Source organism: Sulfurisphaera ohwakuensis (genome assembly GCF_009729055.1).
Lineage (GTDB): Archaea > Thermoproteota > Thermoprotei_A > Sulfolobales > Sulfolobaceae > Sulfurisphaera > Sulfurisphaera ohwakuensis.
This window is the reverse complement of sequence record NZ_CP045484.1, coordinates 2,105,569-2,124,310: the sequence shown is the minus strand read 5'-3', so window position 1 is coordinate 2,124,310 and position 18,742 is coordinate 2,105,569. Positions and strand designations below refer to the sequence as shown.

The following is an 18,742-nucleotide window of genomic DNA, read 5'->3' as shown; positions in this document are numbered from 1 at the left end:
AGTATAATAAGGGGTTTTTTATTTAATTTAAAGTTGAGTAATATTTTATTTTAAGAGCTAGTTGTTAAAGTAAGATATAAATAATCTATTTGACTACGTAAATCATAAATGTTATACAAAGAACCCGAGGATGGAGAAAAAATCAGATTCGATAAGGGAAAATGGATAGTACCAAACAAACCCGTGATTTTATATATAGAAGGAGATGGCATAGGTCCAGAGATAACTAACGCTGCAATAAAGGTGATTAATAAAGCTGTAGAAAGAGCTTATGGTAGCTCTAGAGAGATAAAATGGTTAGAAGTTTATGCTGGTGAAAAAGCTGAAAAATTAGTTAATGATAGATTTCCAAAAGAAACTCAAGATATGCTACTTAAATATAGAGTAGTTCTTAAAGGTCCATTAGAAACTCCAATAGGAAAAGGATGGAAATCTGTTAATGTAGCTATTAGATTAATGCTTGACTTATACGCAAATATAAGACCAGTAAAGTATATTGAGGGACTAGAAAGCCCCCTAAAACATCCTGAAAAAGTAGATATGATAATTTTTAGAGAAAATACTGATGATCTATATAGAGGAATAGAATATCCGTTTAATAGCGAGGAGGCTAAAAAAATTAGAGATTTTCTAAGAAAAGAACTAAAAGTAGAAATAGAGGATGATACCGGAATAGGGATAAAGGTAATGAGCAAATATAAAACTCAAAGAATTACTAGGTTAGCAATACAATACGCAATAGAACATAAGAGGAAAAAAGTAACTGTTATGCATAAAGGTAATGTAATGAAATATACGGAAGGAGCTTTTAGAGAATGGGCGTATGAAGTTGCTCTAAAAGAATATCGTGATTTTATAGTTACTGAAGAAGAAATCAGCCAGGGTAAACCAGCTGAAGGTAAAATAATTCTAAATGATAGAATTGCTGATAATATGTTCCAACAAATAATAATAAGACCAGAAGAATATGATATAATTTTAGCACCAAACGTAAACGGTGACTATATTTCTGATGCGGCCGGTGCATTAATCGGTAATATTGGAATGCTAGGAGGAGCTAATATTGGTGACGAGGGGGGAATGTTTGAAGCTATTCATGGTACAGCACCAAAATATGCTGGTAAAAATATAGCTAACCCAACAGGAATTATAAAAGCTGGAGAATTAATGCTGAGATGGATGGGTTGGAATGAAGCTGCTGACTTAATAGAAAAAGCTATTAATATGGCAATAAGAGACAAGAAAGTTACACAGGATATTGCTAGATTTATGGGAGTAAAAGCATTAGGTACCAAAGAGTATGCAGATGAATTAATAAAAATAATTGATACGATTTAACTCCCCAGTTTTACAGTAAATTTCATACGTTTCTACCATCTAACGTACCCTAATGTAAAAATACAGACTCAGGTTTTCAAACGTTTTTATTTTTTATTTTCATTATATACTTTGCTTATTATACAAACCATATAAAGTAGTCAGTAGTTCATTTTAATATAAAACAGTTGAAATTCACAGTCTCTCTAAGATATTATTATATAAACCATAAAAGTTAGTATTTTCAAAGTATTGTATTAAAACACTTCTATCTGAAAATATTTTTTGGCTGAATATAATTCAAAAATAGGGAATATAGCATATATGAAACGTATGAAATTTACTGTAAAACTGGGGAGTCAAACGACAAGTAATTCTTATCGTGTAAAAGAATTTGGTAACACCATAAGAAATAATTGATAACTAAAATAACGTATGAAACAATTGAAATATTGTGTCAATTAGGGATACCTTGAAAGGCGGTAAAGGAGAAGTTATTAAGGATCCAAGGGTTTTCATAGATCCTTTAACTGTATTTAAGGACATACCATTCAGAGAAGATATACTAAAAGAAGTTGCTGTTGCTGTTAGATATTTTGTGAAATCTGATGTTAAATTTTCTACATTATTTTTAGGTCTTACTGGAACTGGTAAAACGTTTGTAGCCAGATATATGCTAAATGAGATAGAAGAGGTTAAACAAGAGGATTCTGATTATAGTAAAGTAAAACAAGCATATGTAAATTGTAGAGAGGTCGGTGGTACGCCTCAAGCTGTACTATCCGCTTTAACTGAGAGGCTAACTACTGATGAAGTTCCAAAGCATGGCATAAACCTAGGAGAATATATAGAGAAGATTAAAGAAGAACTAAATGGAAAAAAAGCCTTAGTATACTTAGACGAAGTAGATACTCTTATAAAGAGACGTGGTGGTGATATTGTGCTTTATCAACTTTTAAGGGCTGATGCAGATATATCGGTAATAATGGTAAGTAATGATATAAATATAAGAGATTATATGGAACCAAGAGTCTTATCCTCTTTAGGGCCTACTGTATTTTTTAAACCATATGATGCTGAGCAACTTAAACACATATTGTCAATTTATGCTGAATACGGGCTTTATAGGGGTACTTATGATGATAATATACTCTCATATATAGCTGCAATTTCAGCGAAAGAGCACGGGGATGCAAGAAAAGCAGTTAATTTATTATTTAGAGCAGCTCAATTGGCTTCTGGCGAAGGTTTTATTAGGAAAGATCATGTTGATAGGGCAATCATAGAATATGAACAAGAAAGACTAATTGAGGCCATTAAGGCTCTTCCATTCCATTATAAGTTAGCATTAATGGCAACTATGGATGCAGAGGATGTTGTGACTGCCCATAAAATTTATTCTGATTTATGTAATCAGTATAAACAAAAACCTCTTTCCTATAGAAGATTTTCCGATATAATTTCTGAATTAGATATGTTTGGAATAATAAAAGTGAAAATAGTTAATAAGGGTAGGGCTGGTGGTATAAGGAAATACATTGAAATTACTGATAAGGACAAGATTAGAAAGGCGTTAGAGGATACTATGAATTTAGGGTTTGAAGAACAATGGTAACATTGAGTTTATACTGTAAGTGTGATTAAGATGATATGGGAGAAAATCAAAGAGCTAGAGGAGAAGCAACAACAGCTTGAGTCTCAAATTCAAAAATTAGAAGAGATGTTAAAGACTCTTCCTAATGGTCACCTGGAAATTAAAGAGATTAATGGAAGAAAATATTACTACTTACGATATTGGGAAGAGGGTAGGCTTAAGAGTAAATATATAGGTAAAAATGCAAGCGAGATTGAAAGTAAATTAAAACAAGCTTTTGAATTAAGAAATCAATTATCTTTATTAAAACAAGAAAAAGAGAAAATAGATCGAATTTTGAATAGAATTTATAAAATTATAGATGAAAATATTAATGGTTAAATTTATATATCTATAGAGAGAAATAATCATAGCTATGTTAATAATAGATGAAACAATTTCTCAAGCATTAACATCATTAGCTACTGAAATAATTGACGCTATTCCATCTATAATTCTTTTCCTAATAATTGTTTTTATTGGGTATGTGGTTGCTGAAATAGTAAGCACTGTTATTCACAGAATTTTAGTGAGATTATTTTCACATTCTACAATACAGATTAGTGCAGGCTTAGTTGCTGGTACTGTTAAGGCATTAATAATCCTTATTTCACTATCAATTGGTTTGACAGTAGTTAGCCTTGGTCCAGCGAGTGTTTACGTTAGTGCAGTGGCTAGATATTTACCTTATTTAGCTGGTGCAATATTATTACTTACCTTAGGCATCACACTAGTAAATATTCTCATAGACTATATGGGCAGGCAAATGGCAGTTAATGACCCATTTATGTCAACTATATTTAACGTTTTAAAATTCGGTTTGTATGCAATAATAATAACGCTTGCAGCTACGCTAGCAATATTCTATTGGGTTCCTTTTATAAGTCCGTATCTTTTCTATGATATCATAATAGGTTCTATAGTTCTTCTATTTAGCTTTACAATAATTGATAAAGCCATTGATAGTATATCTAAAAGTGATCCTAATGCTACCTATATAACAACTTATGGAAGATTTTTACTTTACACTATTTTCTTAGTTATTGCAATAGCCATAATTGTGCAACCATTTAGTTCAGTTCTTTCAATTCTTCAGACTTTAGCATGGGGATTAGCAATAGCGTTTGCAATTTTATTAATCCCATTAATATATTCACTTATAAAGAGGATGGCAACAGAACTAAAATGAGGATGAGAACTCCCCAGACTGAAGTGTGAGGAGTCCTTTAAGTGCTGATATTTTTTATATTTTTATGTCTTTATGTTAAACTATGAAAAAGTTAACAGAAAAAGAGATAAGCGAAGAACTTAACAAAATGAAAGGCTGGAGTTTAAAGGGAAATGTGATAGAAAAAACTTTTTTATTTCATGATTTTAAAGAAGCAGTTAATTTTCTAAATAAAGTACAGCCAATTGCAGATAGCATGAATCATCATCCTGATGTATGTATCTACTATAACAAAGTTATAGTTCAATTAACTACCCACGATGCTGGTGGTATTACTGATCTCGATGTAGAGTTAGCTAAAAAAATAGATGAACTTCTCACATAACAAATTTTATTTTTTCATTTCCACTTATTCTGGTTCCTTTTTTGACTTTCAAAAAGAGAATATTGTTCTTAGTTTTTACTTTTCCTGAAATAGAATAAGAGACAATCTTTCCTGGTAAGATCCAAATAGCTTCATATGGGTATTCGACAATTTCTTCTTCATATAAATCTTCATAAATATTTTCCCCTTTATGTAAGTTCCCTTTAAATCTGATTATAAATTCTATATATGGAATATTAATTTTAAGCAAACCTAGTCTTACAAATAAAACCTTTGCTTTGACTCTTTTACCATTAATCTTTATTATTTCCTGGTCTAAGAAGTATTGCATGTTATTTTTTAGCTTATGAAGTTCTTTTTTCAATTCTTCTTTATTTAGAGAGGCATAGTAATGTTCATTATCTTCATAGTAAAAAATTGTTAGTTGAGTAGTTTCTCCTAAATAATTCATATTAAAAAATCCTCTAGCATAGATAGGTTTTACATTTTCACTCATTTTTTCTCCTTTTCCTCTTCCCAGATTCTTGTTGTAAGAATGGCGTTAATGCTTCTACTAACCCATTACATTCCTTTAGTTTTTGAAGAATTATATTAACAAAACAACACAAGCTATTTAACCTTTCAAATGAATTAAATTTTATTGAATTTTGCGGTCTCTCAGTAGATATTGTTATAAATTTTCCCTGGCCAGCTAACGCTTTCAAATATAATCTATCTGTATAAGCAAGTTCAGTTGTAGTCCATTTTCCTTCAACTTGTTCTGGTAATTTTAATTCATTCCACTCTACCTTACTACAATCTGGGCTTATTTCAATTTCGATTGTTTTTTCCTCTAAATCAACTACTTCGGATTCATACTCTCTTTGTCCTCCTAGAAATTGTAATGCTAATTCTTTTAGCTTATCATTTTGGTAAGCGCAACAGCTTAATGTTGCTAGTTCTTCAAGGGCAGAAAAATCTCTTAGATTAATATTATTTACTCCTCTAGCTGTGGCGATTGATAATAAAGTAACTGAGTTAGGCACCATTATGATTTCAAATCTATAATAGTTACTATCAGCTAGCCTTATTATATAAGTTTTGCCCGTTTCATTTGCAAGTTTTCTGAATTCTTGAAACTTATTAGCTAAATATTCTTTATCACAATTATCTAAAAGAAAGTTAAATCCTCTTATATCCCTATTACTTTCAGTAGAGCATTTCATAGTTTAATGTTTGAAAAAGAGTATTTAAAAATATTAAGTACTATCCCTCTTCTTTGTCTCTTCTTCATAGTTATCTAAGAGTATTTTGGCATTTTTAGTTAACTCATAATAATATTTTTTACCTTTCTTTACATTTACTAGTCCAAATTTCTGCAAAAGATCTAAATGATACCTGACTGTTGAATAATTTAGGTTTAGTAATTTAGCTATTTCGTATGCGTTTTTCTGTCCACTCTCTAGTATCTCTAATATTCTTCTCCTTGTATCCCAACCAGGCAACTCAAAAAGTTCTTCAATTTTTATTATACTCATGAGTTATACATTGGGTTTATATTCATTAAATCTAAGGGCTTTTTCTTTTATATTTCTCTCTTTCCTTTGCATTAAAATTATTTTTATTGCAGGAAAAGTGAGATTAAATAAGAAGATATTTGAAATAGTAAGCGTGAAAATTATATTTATCATAACTAATAGAAGTAGTACTCTATTCATAGGTGAACTTTTTGATTTCAAATATAATAGTTTATCCTTATCTAAATGGGTAATATTTAATCTTATCACTTATTATCATGAATAGGAGAAAGGCGAGAATAGTCATTATAGCTATAGAGTAATAGTCTCCTCTTAATCCTAGTATTAACAATAGTATTAATGATAGTGGTATAGGTAAAAATCCTTTATTATATCCTACCTGAAGCATAGATAATCCTATTGCTGGGAATAGTAGTAATGGATTGAATAGTGAGGCGAGCAAAAGTAATATAAGTAGTATGAGGAGTAACATCTCAATGATGTTCACTTTCTGAGATATCATAACTAAAATATAGTTTTATAAAAGAGGAAATAAATTTAGAGGCTCCTTAATACATCGTGAAAATCTCTATTATGCTCTCTGAAACTACTGAAAAATCTATTTTTCCTAACTTCATCGAGATTTATTTCAGTAATTATTATATCTTCTTCAAATAATTTGGCCCTATTTATTACCTCTCCATTAGGAGATACAACCATAGATCCTCCCCAAAAGAATTCCTCCTCCTGACTTCCTACATTATTTACGAAAATTGTCCAAATACCATTAATTATAGAATGAGCCTTTAGTAAGGCTTCCCAATTATCTTGTATACCTAGCCTAGTACTTAGTCTTCTCATTGGTGATGCTGCTGGAATAAATATGCTATCAGCACCTAGTAAAGCGAGTGCCTCTATTGGTTCATAATGCCATGCATCTTCACAGATAATTACTCCAAATTTTACTCCTTTGTACTCAAATATTTTTAGATCTCTTTTTGGATCTCCAGGTTGAAAATATCTTCTTTCTTCAAATAAACCATATGTAGGTAAATAGAATTTATATATATAATTAATTTGATGATTAATTATTATAGCAGCCGTATTTCTAAGTATGCCAGGCCTTATTTCTTTAACTAGTCCAGCTACTATACATTTATTTTCTTCTGATAATTTTTCTATTGCTTTCTCACTTTCATTATACACTTCGTACACTAAATCCCTTAATATATATCCAGTTAAGGAAAGCTCTGGGAAAATTATACAATCTGCAGAAGATGAAGATATTATTTCTTGATGTTTCTCTAAATTATATTTTACATCTCCAAGTTTTGGTCTTATTTGAGCTAATTCTACTTTTAACCCCATTGCCTTGGATACCTCCAGTCAGAGTTAATTGCCCTTCCGCTTAATCTGAAAATCTCTGGTGGGAGTCTTTTATGTTGTGATGTTTTCACCATATTTATAATTTTTATTACTTTATCATAACTAGTCTTAGTCATTTCGGCTATTTCTTCTGGTTCTCTCATTTCCTCAAACTTAAGGTAAAGTATCGAATCTATAGTTTCATAATCTAAACCAATTTCCCCTTCAGCAGTTTGTCCCTCCCATAATGCTGGAGAAGGTGGTTTTTTAACTATTTCTTCTGGTACTCCTAAATAATTACCTAGCATTCTAACTTGTGTTTTATATAAGTCTCCAATTGGTAATACATCTACTCCTCCATCACCATATTTAGTAAAATAACCAAGCATTATTTCACTTTTATCTCCCGTTCCTATTACTAGATAGTTCATTTTTTGAGCAAACGCATATAATAGTGTCATTCTAACCCTAGCTTTTATATTTCCTATTACTATTTTATCGGATGTATTGACAATAGAGGAGAACTCATTAATAATCTCATCAATGTTTATATAACTATATTTATTTTCACCATTCACTATTTTAATTATTTTCATGGCATCTTCAATGTCTTTTTGAGGTGTAGACGAAGTAGGCATTAATAGGATGTAGAAGTTATTGGTAGCTCTTGATAAGAGTATTGTTGTTACTGAAGAATCAATTCCACCACTTAAGCCTATTATCCCTCCTTCTTTTTTACTCTCTTCTATGTATTCTCTTATTCTTCTAACTATGTAATCAGTAACTTGGCCAAAGTCTAAGGTAAGTTTTTTTCTTACATATTCTGGCATCATCTAAGAAATATTACTTACATTTACCTTATATGTTGCAAAGTAATAATATGAGTAAACTTCTACTGTAAATACTGTTGAATTTATTGTCTCATTATAGTATGGTGCATAGGCAAAAAGTATTGATGAAGAATTTGGTGGAATTAAAGTATATGTGAAATTCCATACCATATTAAGATTGTTAGGCAAGGATACTCTTACGAGGGTGATATTTAATGGTTTATTACCTAAATTTTTAACTTCAACTAGAATAGCAGAATATGGTTGTTTGCCTAATGGTTGAACGTTTAATATTTTAAGAGGGTTTGTTGATATGTAGGTTTCATGTGCATATACTCCAACGGATAATAAGAGCGTTAAAAGAATAAATAAAGGAACTCCTATATCTTTTCTTATATTTATCTTAATACTAGGTAATTTATAATCCATCTTATAGATTGTTACAAATAATAATGGAATCCATAAAAAGAAATATTCGGTAAGGGTTCTCCACATGAACCAACTAATAATCATAGGGTATATCCAGATACTTTGTTTCAATATTTCGAAAAATCTGTAATATATATATATAAGAAAAATAGATACTACACTTTCAGAGAATGTAAAAAACCATGGTTCTAATTGGTATACTCCTGCATAATTAATTACAGTTAATCCTAATGCACCCACGGGAATAGTATTAATATCAGTTGTAAATATGTTATATAAAAACGCTTTATAGTTTAATATAACAAATGGAAGATTTATGATTATAATCGTTAGTATAAAATATAATAAGTAATTCTTAATTTTGCTTATTTTACTATTTTTAAGTTTATATATTAAAATGAACGGTAATGCTAACCAACTAAGTTGAATAAAAGATGAGGCAATACCTAAGCTAACTCCCCCCCACTTATCATCTCTCAGATATGAAATAAGTAAGAATGTTGCTGGAATTACACTGTTCACACCATAAAAAGGTGGTATTGCTATTGCTGTGAGTAGATATAAAAATATAACAGATAGAACGGCTAGTGGATCTTGTTTTTTTCTTCCCTCAAGATAGATTAGTATTATAAGTATGATATCAAATATCACATTTACTATATTTATATAATAGCCTGGTGCACTAGTTAATCTGATTAAAAGATAAAATGGAATATAAACTAGAAAAGAAAATGGAGGATATACAAAAGTGGAGGCAATCTTACCATTAATTAAATAAGTAGGGCCGACTGAGTAGGGGTAATAATTTGCTAAATAAGGATTCTTCCCACTGAATAAATAGTTTAAAGCTTGAAAAATATATTCCATATCATCAGTACCATAGCTTGAGATTAATGATATACTAACTATAAGAAATGTTGACGTAGCTATGAAAACTACATAATCATCAATTTTAGATAAGTTCCTATTAGGGTCTAATAATTCTGGATAAAGAGAAATTATTATTATAGTAATTACTGAAAAGAAAGAGAACGAGGTTATTGCAGCTGAAATAGGGTGTGTTAGAATATTATTTCTAAAGTTAATCAAGTAAAGCGTATATAACATTATAGACGCTAAAATAATGTATAGTATCTTATGCCTTAATTGAATATCCACAAAATAATAGTTGGAGTATGCTATATATAATTAATCAAGAGAATTTTATTTTATTAACATCTCCTTAAGCTAGTCACAACGAAGAATTTACCTGAGCTTTATGATGCTAGTTGCTTCTAAATAGATTGATAATTTGTTGAAATTTTCTAAGTATTTTTTATTAACATATTTCTAGCATTTAATACTTCATAGTTATTGTATCAAGGATATTATATAGTTAAATATTTCATTGTCTAGTCTACTTCTATTTTCATAAGTAACTATAAATGTTTTTCCATCTTTAAATGAAATCTTCCTATGGACTACTGCTACGACTATAGGTTTTTCCTTCAATACGTAGTCTATTATCTCTTTAAGCTTAGGTACCGAAAGCTCCATTGGGCCTATTTCATCAATTCCTATTATTTCAGATTTAGAAATTTTTTCCTTAATTTTATTTATTATATTTTCATTTATAGTAATATAATATTTACCAATTTTAATACTACTTCTTGCATAAATACTAGCTAACCAATCTTCTACTTCATTATCTAGGCTTTTTATTTTGAAACCTATTCTTTGTCCTTTTTCTCTCACTTCTGGACAATAAAAGCCTGAGATAGAGTATCCTTGTAATTTGAGTTTATCAATTACTTTAAGAAAAATTGTCGTTTTTCCTACTCCGGGCTCACCTGTTATGTATACTCTTAACCGCGTTTGCAATTTCTTTCACTCTTTCTACCCTTATTTTACCATCAGTGTCCTTTAAATATGTCCCAATTATAAAACAGTCCACTTTGTAATCTCTAATATTATTTGGGGTTATTCCACTTCCTACACATACTGGCAGTGGAGAGATATTCTTTATCATTTTTACAACTTCTGGGTTTGGTTCTTTGCCTGTTCTTTCCCCAGTTACGATTATATAGTCAGCAAATCCTCTTTCTTTACAATCCAATAGTAAGCTTTCTAAGTTCATTTGATGTAAAGGGCTAGCATGTTTTACATTTATGTCAGCTAAGATAGAGATTTTCCTCTTTGTATAGTAGAGTGCCTCTTGAACTTCTACTGACGCTGGTTCAATTATCCCTTCAGGGGAAGATATTGTTTCGCATAATGCATTAACTCTTATAAAATCTCCAGTTAAACTCGCAATACTTGCTGCTTCATAAGCGGAATTGCGTAAAAGATTTATACCCACGAGTAAACTGGTAGATTTTTTTACCTCTCTAGCTATTATACTCATAGCGATTGCTGTCTCAACTCTTACTTTTTTTCTAAATGGTTTATCATTAAAATTTTCTAATATTACTGCATCAAATCCCCCTACTTCAAGTTTCTTTGACTCATTTATTGCAAAGTCTACTATTTCCTCAAATTCGCCTTTGTAGAAAAACGATCCAGGTAATGGTGGTAAATGAACAACTCCTATTAGCTTCATTAGGTTTATTTATTTTGGTGAAAATATATACCTTTGTGAACAAGTTGTCAAACTATGTTTATATGACCGTTAGCATGTTTAAGTTTTCTAAAGAATGGTGGAAATCTGGCAGAGAAGAAAGAAAACAAATACTATCTAGATTGAATGAAGTGGAAAAAGAGTTCTCAAATAAATTAGTTTCACTGAAGAGATTTATTTCTCTTAGATATGATGGAGATATAATTTATTGGACATGTGACTATAATACTACTCCACTAAACGATTTTAGATATTCGCTTCTTTCAGTTTCAAACTCATACTTAGAAGAAAAAGTATCTTTCTTCTCTGTTTTTAAACCTTCTCCTTATACTATGGGTGGAAATAAGGATTTATCCTCATTCCTAAAGATTCCACCTTTAAAATATTTTGTAGCTTATCCCATGAAGAAATCTCCGGAATGGTATTTATTGCCTTTTGAGGAAAGACGTGATATTATGGCTGAACACATTAATATTGCAAAAAATCATCCAGATAATGAAGGCATTAGATCATATACTACTTATTCCTTCGGTATAGGAGATTATGAATTTGTAGTAATTTATGAAATCCCTGATCTTTATAAGTGGACAAATGTCGTTGAAAAATTGAGAGAGGCAAAAGCTAGGAAGTGGATTACATTAGAGGAACCTATATTAGTTGGTGAGTTAGGAGATCTTGATATTTTTGTGAAATAAGAAGTAATGATAACATTGTTTTTCCATCCTCGATTTTTCCATCCAATACCATTTTTACTGCATCATCAAATTTTATTTCGAAGGGTTCGATAACTTCATATTCTTCTAGTTTCTGAGAAGTTTTTACTAAATCTCTAGCTATATAAACATGCATAATTTCTGTAGTTACTCCAGGTGATACATAGAAGGAAAATATCTTAGTCATAAAATTGGGTTTGTAACCAATTTCTTCTTCTAATTCTCTCCTTGCTGTTTCTTCTTCATTTTCTTTTTCCTCAACTGTTCCCGCTGGTAATTCTATTAACCATTTTCCTATAATTGGTCTGTATTGCTTAATCATTATAATTTTTTCTTTATCAATAAATGGTACTATGACTACTGATCCCCTATGTTTAACATATGCTTTTTCTATTTCTTTTCCATTGGGTAATTGGAATTTATCTATAATGACATCAAACTTTTGGGAGGAGAAAATTCTCATGGATACTACTATATTCTTTTATTTAAATATTTTTCACTAATTTTCTCATATAAAGAGTTCCAGTCTATTTTTATGAGTAAGAATCCTATTATAAAGAAAATTATTGTAAGTAAAATAGATAAAAACAAAGGATTTAAATTAAATAAATCACTTATTTTTAATATTCCAAATAATTCTAGGGGAATTTCTATTGAACTTTTTAGAATTTTAGATGGAATTGTTATTATTAACATTTTTTTAAGCGATTCTTTCACTATCCCACCTCCTATATAAAGATAATCATCGAGTGGCAAACCCGGTAAAATAGCTGTAATAAAGAGTGCTAATGGAAAATATTTACTTTTAATGAATTTATTAATTAAAGGTATATTTTTGTTTTTTCTTAATGGTTTTTTCAATGCTATACCAAGGACATAGGTAATAGTTTTAGCCAGAGCTGCTCCAGTGCCGGATAAAAATATAACAATTAGAATATTTTCAATATTCTCGCCATAAGCTAGAAGGAAATTGGTGGCTATTAAAGTATAAGGGGCTCCAGCAAAGGGTAATATATTAGTAATAAAGCTTATCAAAAATATAAGTATTAGTATTTGTAACGGTATATCCATTAACTAAAAATTCATAAACAGAATGTTATATAATTATTCAATATGTGTACGTTTTGTAGCATTATAAATAGAGAATTGGAAGGTTACTTTGTTTATGAAGATGACAAATTTGCAGCAATATTAGATAAATATCCAGTATCCTTGGGACATACTCTTGTGATTCCTAAAAAGCATTTTGAGAACTATTTAGAGGCAGATGAGGATACGTTAGCGGAACTAGCTAAGGTTGTAAAACTTGTCTCACTTGGTATAAAGGATGCTGTCAAGGCTGATGGGTTAAGATTATTAACTAATATAGGTAAAAGTGCGGGTCAAGTTATTTTTCACCTTCATGTCCATATAATCCCAACTTGGGAAGGAGATTATCCAGATATTTTTAAAAGTTTTAAGCCAAGAAAGGAGCAAGAAAAAGAATATTATGAATTATTACAAAAAATTATTAGGGAGTCTATTGAAAATTTAAAAAGAAAAATTGGTGATTATAAGTGGGGTTAAGAGAAGAATTAGAAGCTAGATTTGGAAATAACTTTTCTGATAGTTTAGTTGAAAGACTTTCTCATTCAGCAGATATGGGCTTTGTACCACAATTGGTCTGGGCTGGTATAAAGATAAATATTATCCCAGATTATGTGATTTATCCAACTTCAGTCGAGGATGTAATAGATGCTGTTAAGATAGCTTTGAAATATAAAGTTCCTATTACTCCTTATGGCAGGGGCACTAATAGATATGGTAATGCACTAACTACGGAAGGCGGAATATTACTTGATTTCTCTAAAATGGATAAGGTTGAAATTGATGAATCAAATATGGTTGCTATAACTGAGCCTGGTGCCACATGGAAGCTTGTTGATTTAGCGGCTCAAAATAAAGGTTTACAGCTGAGGACTTTCCCATCGTCATACGATTCTACAGTAGGAGGAGGAATTGCTGGTGATGCGTTAGGTATTGGTTCTTATGAGTACGGTTTTATTTCAGATAACATAAGCTTTGTCGATATGATTAACCCTAAGGGGGAATTAGTCCATCTAGAAGGGGGTAATTTAGCTCTTGTTGCTGGTGCTGAAGGAACTACTGGAATTATTGTAAAAGCTGGAATTAGATTAAGAAAGTACTCTCCTACCGAGGCTTTAGTGCTTTCCTTTAATTCATTTGATGATGCTATAAAAGCAATTGGTGAGTTTTACAGAGAAGTTATTCCAGCATGGCATGTGCAAGTAAGAGGTCCAACAATCTCATCTTATATAGCTCAGAAATTTAATGCAAAACTTTCGCCAGGAAAATGGAATATGATTATATTATATCCATCCTTACGTTCTTCCCTTGTAGAACCTAAATTATATAGGATAGCTCAAGCTTTTAGTGCAGAAGTGTATGAGGGGGAATGGACTGGTTGGTGGTCTTTTAACCACGGTGTAGTTGCTGCGTTAAGAACTAAAGGATTACTAATTCATCAGCACGGTCTTATTCATTATACTAAAATAAACGATTTGGTTAAAGAATTAGAAGGTACTTTAGGTAGGTTAGGAGAATTGTCTCCTAATTCTGGGTTTGATCTGGATATAGATTTAGAAAAGAGAGAGGTATTACTAGTTAACGCATTCACTGAAGTTTCTCTTAAACCTAATGATAAGAAGTTAATTTATGATTTAGCAAAGAATACGTTGATGATGGATTCTTTCGTAAAAGTCGGAGGTTCTTTATTATCAATAGGAATGTTTGGACATAAATATTCTAGAAATAGACTTTCAGCTATGGGTAAGACGTTCCAACAATTAGGTATTGATAGATATGAAGTTATTAAGAAATACAAAGAAGAGATGGATCCTGAAGAATTATTTAACCCAGGAAAAGTATTTGATCCTAAGAAAAGAGGTAAAGTAGTTTTTGAAATAGTAAGAAGACAACAAGAAGCGTTACAATTTAGGTTTGGAATTGGTTTTGTAAAGGCTGTAGTTCCAGGAGGGGAAGTGAGTGGGTATTCTGCTGTAAAGAGGTTTTTAGATATTTTCACTGATTACTCTTTAGAATGTATTGACTGTGCTATGTGTGTAACGGTATGCCCACAATTTAGACTAATTCCTCAAGTTCCTTATGCTCCTAAAGGAATGTTTGATTTCGTAAAAGGTGCAATCTCATATCATCATCTTTATGGTAGTGTCGATATTCCAGATTCAGCTATAGCTGAAATTTCTGGATGTCATAAATGTGGTCTATGTGATGGTGTATGCCCAGCTAAGATCCCAATCTCTTCATTATTAGTCAAATTAAATAGTATCGTAGCTAAAAAAGTACCAGAAGAACCACCAGTTAAAATTCCATTAACGCAAGATCCAGAAGTAGCTAGTATCGTAGATAACAATAGTGATATTGCAATATGGGTAGGGAAATATTTAGTAGATAATCCTACAGTAGCAATCGCTGCTTTAAAAATACTGAAAGCTCTTGGTTTAAAAGTAAAATTAGTTGGTACAGAATACGATAGTGGATTTATGAGCTATATAAGTGGTGGTGAAAAACTTCAGCAGAAAATAAAAAGTAATGAAGAAATATTAAGTAACTCATTAGAGGTCATAACAATAGCTCCAGAAGATTACAAAGTGCTGTCAGAAGTTTATAGGGATTATGCAAATATGTTAGGATTAAAAGTTACTTACGAGGTATCACCAATTGACATCAGAGTATTAAAGTCTATTCAGATAGACGGAAAAGGTGAAGAAATATACTTACATGTCGCATGTTTCTCGTCTTCATACGCTAATGATGTTATAAGAAGGCTTAGCGATATGGGGTTTAGAGTTAGAAAAGTTGAAGGCTGTTCCGGAGCAGTTTTAGAGAAAAACATTGGTAAAAGAGCAGATATGATGGCAAGGGCTTTAGGTTCTAAGTACCCAACGCTAATAACTCTTTGCCCCTTAGCAGCAGCTAAATTCAGAGAAAGTGGAGTTAATGCTAAAACTTTAATAGAATTCATCGCAGAAAAATTAAGGATAAATATACCTACTGAGGTTAAGGTTAGTAAGATTGAGTTATCTTCAGCTGAGAGAAATTCGCTTCAAGCGACAGTATTGAACTCTATAGTTAATGCTCTAACTAAACGTGTTAATTTAATTGCAGATACAGTCACTTTTACAACAAGTGGTGTTGATGAATATAAGAAAATCATAGAACCATTAGTTAAGGAGGCATTAGAAGATGCATCTAACTCTATTAACAATTATGTTTCTTCCATAGTCGAGGAGAAAAAGAAGAATGGAATGAAATACGAAGATTTAATTGCATATTTAAGTAGTTTAACTAAAGAACTAAATGCAGTTATATCATCGATTCAATTTGATTCTATAGCAGATGGAATAGTTGAACAAGTAAAAAGGCAGAGTACAGAAGAGTTTGATGCCTCAGTATTAAAATCCTCGTTAGTATTCTTAATAAGAGATAATGAGCAGTTACTAAAGGAAAAAAGTATAAAGATGTTAAATGTTTCTTAAACTAAAATATTTTGTTACATGAACTACTAAAACTTGGTAATATTTTGTTTATAAAAAAATTTAATGATCTTAGTATTATATTTATTTTAGAAATATAAACAACAAAACTTTTACTTTATAAATACTAAGCTCCTTGCTTTATATGGTAAAATCTTTAATAAACTTTACAACAAATCTAACAATTGTGCCTAAGATTTATCTAGGTCCAGCCGGAGTTCCTCATTCAGCTAAAAAGAGGAATACTATTGAGGGTATTAAGACAGTAAAAGAATTAGGTCTTAATGCTATGGAAGTCGAATTTGTTCAAGGAGTAAAAATGAGTCCAGAGAGTGCTGAAGAAGCTGGTAAAGTAGCATTGGAACTAGGTGTGAGGCTTTCTGTGCATGCTCCTTATTTTATAAATTTATGTTCTGAAGATAAAGAAAAAGTTGAAGCCTCGAAAAAAAGGATTCTTGATACTGCAGATAGAGCAGAAAGAATGAATGCTGATGCGATTGCTATTCATATTGCTTTTTATGGTAAAAAGAGCCCAGATGAATGTTATCAAATAGTAAAAGCTGAGTTGGGTGAGGTCGTCGATACTGCTAGGTCAATGGGAATTAAAAATGTTAAATTCGGTGTAGAAACTATGGCTAAAGAAACTGCCTTTGGTACGTTAGATGAGGTAATTTCAATTTCTAAGGAGATCAAAGGTGTTATACCATATATTGATTGGGCTCATACGTTTGCAAGACAAGGTGGCCAAATAGATTACGGGGAAATAATTGATAGACTTGTAAGAGAGCTAAATTTATCCCATATAAATTCTCACTTTGAATCTTTAGTATTTCGAAACGGCAAATATATAGATGAGCACTTACCAATAGATAATAATACACCGCCTTTTGAACCACTAGCAAAAGAAATTATGAAGAGAGATATATCAATAACTCTCATTTGTGAGAGCCCAGAATTAGAAAGAGATGCCTTAAAAATGAAGAAAGTATTAGAAGATCTGGGGTATAAATTTTGAACATAATGGTTCTATCGGATTTTGATAGAACTTTATCAGATGAAAAAGATAATTTTATAATTAAACAAGAAGTGGTAGAAGTTGTTAATAAATTCTCAGCAAAATTTCTCTTTTTTGTAGTTACTGGCAGGGAGAGAAAATATATGGATATTTTAGCTAAAGGATTATTTCCAACTGGTTGGATAATAGAAAATGGTGGCATTATAATACTTAGGGATAAAGAAATCAAATTAGCAGATGAAAAATGGTATGAAATAAGAAAAAATCTAGCTAAAATACTAGATAAAAATGGTATAAAATACTCTTTAGGAGAGGTTATAATATATGTAAATTCTGCAATTGATTATAAAGATAAATTAGATAAAATAAATGAGGCAAAAATAGAGTGGAATAGGAGTGATGCAATGATTATGCCTAAAAGTGTAAGTAAAGGAGAAGCTGTAAAAATTCTAAAAAGTATATTAAATTTTGAGGGAGTTACGATAGCAATAGGAGATAGTCAAAATGATATTTCATTATTTAGTGTTGCAGATATTAAAGTAGCCGTAGCTAATGCTTTGCCAGAAATAAAGGCAATATCTGATATTGTTCTAGATAAAGAGGATGGAATAGGAGTAATGCGTTTTTTGGAAAAAATATTAAATGATGGCTCATATTTAGAAAAATTAATTGGATTTAGAAAATAAATATATATCAACTAGAAATTGATGAATTCTTTTCTTATGCCATGGATAATACGCGTTCATTTTGAACTTTTGCGTTAAGATGGTAACATTAAATCCTTTCTCATTCCCTAATCTATATATAAGTTCTCTTGATTTTTCATTAAATTTATGTATGCTATATACTGTTTTGGAAATATCTAATGCTTTAGATAGAAATAATAAGTCAGCTCCTTTATTTACTACTCCAAAGGGAGGGTTCTGTATAACTGTATCTGCTTTAATTTGCAAGTAGTTTATATCGGCGTTTATTACGTCCACGTTAAGCTCCTTCTCTTCAAAGAATTCTTTTGCTATCTTTAGGCTTTCTATATCAATGTCTATACATAAACAATAACCACCCAAAATAGAAATACCATAACATAATTTACCGGTACCACATCCCAGATCTGCAACTACTTTATTTTCTATATCTCCTCGTAAATATGCTGCCCAAATTATCTCAGAGGCTAAATAAGAAGGTGTCATATATTGTTCTAGATCATACTTTGGGTTAGGATGAGGAGGAACTTCTTCA

At 30.8% G+C, this 18,742-nt stretch carries 23 protein-coding genes; 10 read left to right on the top strand and 13 right to left on the bottom strand.

The annotated features are described in order from the left end of the window. Positions 1–108 precede the first annotated feature (108 nt). The 5 genes from D1869_RS11810 to D1869_RS11790 all read left to right on the top strand — a co-directional run bounded on the left by D1869_RS11810 (position 109) and on the right by D1869_RS11790 (position 4,503). Positions 109–1,338 (top strand): NADP-dependent isocitrate dehydrogenase, encoded by a 1,230-nt coding sequence (locus D1869_RS11810; RefSeq protein WP_156015246.1) that lies wholly within the window; start codon positions 109–111, stop codon positions 1,336–1,338. Positions 1,339–1,771: 433 nt separating this feature from the next. Further along, a complete protein-coding gene (locus D1869_RS11805) occupies positions 1,772–2,932 on the top strand; it encodes a Cdc6/Cdc18 family protein (protein WP_184650985.1) in 1,161 nt (386 codons plus the stop codon). 30 nt (positions 2,933–2,962) lie between these two features. After that, positions 2,963–3,292 (top strand): DUF6788 family protein, encoded by a 330-nt coding sequence (locus tag D1869_RS11800; protein WP_156015244.1) that lies wholly within the window; start codon positions 2,963–2,965, stop codon positions 3,290–3,292. Between the two features lie 34 nt (positions 3,293–3,326). Further along, entirely contained in the window at positions 3,327–4,139 is an 813-nt protein-coding gene (locus tag D1869_RS11795; RefSeq protein ID WP_156015243.1) for a mechanosensitive ion channel family protein, read from the top strand. Between the two features lie 82 nt (positions 4,140–4,221). Next, on the top strand, positions 4,222–4,503 hold the full coding sequence (locus tag D1869_RS11790; RefSeq protein ID WP_156015242.1) for a 4a-hydroxytetrahydrobiopterin dehydratase: 282 nt from the start codon (positions 4,222–4,224) through the stop codon (positions 4,501–4,503). Here D1869_RS11790 and D1869_RS11785 read toward each other — a convergent pair. The 10 genes from D1869_RS11785 to D1869_RS11740 form a co-directional block, all read right to left on the bottom strand. Continuing rightward, complete coding sequence (locus D1869_RS11785; protein WP_010980241.1) at positions 4,496–4,999, bottom strand: hypothetical protein; 504 nt, start codon at positions 4,997–4,999, stop codon at positions 4,496–4,498. The two genes, D1869_RS11790 and D1869_RS11785, sit on opposite strands and share 8 nt — an antisense overlap. Continuing rightward, positions 4,992–5,708 carry a hypothetical protein gene (locus tag D1869_RS11780; protein WP_156015241.1) on the bottom strand — a complete coding sequence of 239 codons (717 nt, stop codon included), beginning with the start codon at positions 5,706–5,708 and terminating at the stop codon, positions 4,992–4,994. The genes D1869_RS11785 and D1869_RS11780 overlap by 8 nt, the downstream gene beginning before the upstream one ends. Before the next feature lie 33 nt (positions 5,709–5,741). Beyond that, positions 5,742–6,020, bottom strand: coding sequence for an ArsR/SmtB family transcription factor (locus D1869_RS11775; RefSeq protein WP_156015240.1), 279 nt, complete (start codon positions 6,018–6,020; stop codon positions 5,742–5,744). Between the two features lie 3 nt (positions 6,021–6,023). After that, the gene (locus tag D1869_RS11770) at positions 6,024–6,200 is read right to left on the bottom strand and encodes a hypothetical protein (RefSeq protein WP_156015239.1); all 177 of its coding nucleotides are present in this window, start codon (positions 6,198–6,200) and stop codon (positions 6,024–6,026) included. Positions 6,201–6,237: 37 nt separating this feature from the next. Next, entirely contained in the window at positions 6,238–6,522 is a 285-nt protein-coding gene (locus D1869_RS11765) for a hypothetical protein (RefSeq protein ID WP_052846732.1), read from the bottom strand. Positions 6,523–6,557: 35 nt separating this feature from the next. Further along, on the bottom strand, positions 6,558–7,367 hold the full coding sequence (locus D1869_RS11760) for a nitrilase-related carbon-nitrogen hydrolase (protein WP_156015238.1): 810 nt from the start codon (positions 7,365–7,367) through the stop codon (positions 6,558–6,560). Next, on the bottom strand, positions 7,358–8,194 hold the full coding sequence (locus D1869_RS11755; RefSeq protein WP_156015237.1) for an NAD+ synthase: 837 nt from the start codon (positions 8,192–8,194) through the stop codon (positions 7,358–7,360). Before D1869_RS11755 ends, D1869_RS11760 begins: the two co-directional genes overlap by 10 nt. A 3-nt stretch (positions 8,195–8,197) precedes the next feature. After that, positions 8,198–9,781 carry a hypothetical protein gene (locus D1869_RS11750; protein WP_184650984.1) on the bottom strand — a complete coding sequence of 528 codons (1,584 nt, stop codon included), beginning with the start codon at positions 9,779–9,781 and terminating at the stop codon, positions 8,198–8,200. Positions 9,782–9,973: 192 nt separating this feature from the next. Further along, positions 9,974–10,483 (bottom strand): NTPase, encoded by a 510-nt coding sequence (locus tag D1869_RS11745; RefSeq protein ID WP_156015236.1) that lies wholly within the window; start codon positions 10,481–10,483, stop codon positions 9,974–9,976. Further along, positions 10,449–11,201 (bottom strand): BtpA/SgcQ family protein, encoded by a 753-nt coding sequence (locus D1869_RS11740; protein ID WP_156015235.1) that lies wholly within the window; start codon positions 11,199–11,201, stop codon positions 10,449–10,451. Before D1869_RS11740 ends, D1869_RS11745 begins: the two co-directional genes overlap by 35 nt. Positions 11,202–11,263: 62 nt before the next feature. On the opposite strand from D1869_RS11740, the gene D1869_RS11735 reads away from it, so the two are divergent. Next, on the top strand, positions 11,264–11,914 hold the full coding sequence (locus D1869_RS11735) for a chlorite dismutase family protein (RefSeq protein ID WP_184650990.1): 651 nt from the start codon (positions 11,264–11,266) through the stop codon (positions 11,912–11,914). Here D1869_RS11735 and D1869_RS11730 read toward each other — a convergent pair. Continuing rightward, entirely contained in the window at positions 11,868–12,395 is a 528-nt protein-coding gene (locus D1869_RS11730; protein WP_156015234.1) for an NUDIX hydrolase, read from the bottom strand. The genes D1869_RS11735 and D1869_RS11730 overlap by 47 nt on opposite strands. Before the next feature lie 8 nt (positions 12,396–12,403). After that, a complete protein-coding gene (locus tag D1869_RS11725) occupies positions 12,404–13,003 on the bottom strand; it encodes a hypothetical protein (protein WP_156015233.1) in 600 nt (199 codons plus the stop codon). A 42-nt stretch (positions 13,004–13,045) separates the two neighbouring features. Here D1869_RS11725 and D1869_RS11720 point away from each other — a divergent pair, with 42 nt between their 5' ends. The 4 genes from D1869_RS11720 to D1869_RS11705 all read left to right on the top strand — a co-directional run bounded on the left by D1869_RS11720 (position 13,046) and on the right by D1869_RS11705 (position 18,189). Beyond that, on the top strand, positions 13,046–13,498 hold the full coding sequence (locus D1869_RS11720) for an HIT family protein (protein ID WP_156015232.1): 453 nt from the start codon (positions 13,046–13,048) through the stop codon (positions 13,496–13,498). Continuing rightward, positions 13,489–16,491, top strand: coding sequence for an FAD-binding and (Fe-S)-binding domain-containing protein (locus D1869_RS11715; RefSeq protein WP_156015231.1), 3,003 nt, complete (start codon positions 13,489–13,491; stop codon positions 16,489–16,491). Before D1869_RS11720 ends, D1869_RS11715 begins: the two co-directional genes overlap by 10 nt. Before the next feature lie 184 nt (positions 16,492–16,675). After that, positions 16,676–17,503: a TIM barrel protein gene (locus D1869_RS11710; protein ID WP_052847020.1), complete on the top strand. Its 828-nt coding sequence runs from the start codon at positions 16,676–16,678 to the stop codon at positions 17,501–17,503. Positions 17,504–17,508: 5 nt separating this feature from the next. Then, positions 17,509–18,189, top strand: coding sequence for a phosphoglycolate phosphatase (locus tag D1869_RS11705; protein WP_156015975.1), 681 nt, complete (start codon positions 17,509–17,511; stop codon positions 18,187–18,189). On the opposite strand, the gene D1869_RS11700 is transcribed toward D1869_RS11705, so the two are convergent. Next, positions 18,169–18,693, bottom strand: coding sequence for an METTL5 family protein (locus D1869_RS11700; RefSeq protein WP_156015230.1), 525 nt, complete (start codon positions 18,691–18,693; stop codon positions 18,169–18,171). The genes D1869_RS11705 and D1869_RS11700 overlap by 21 nt on opposite strands. Positions 18,694–18,742 lie beyond the last annotated feature (49 nt).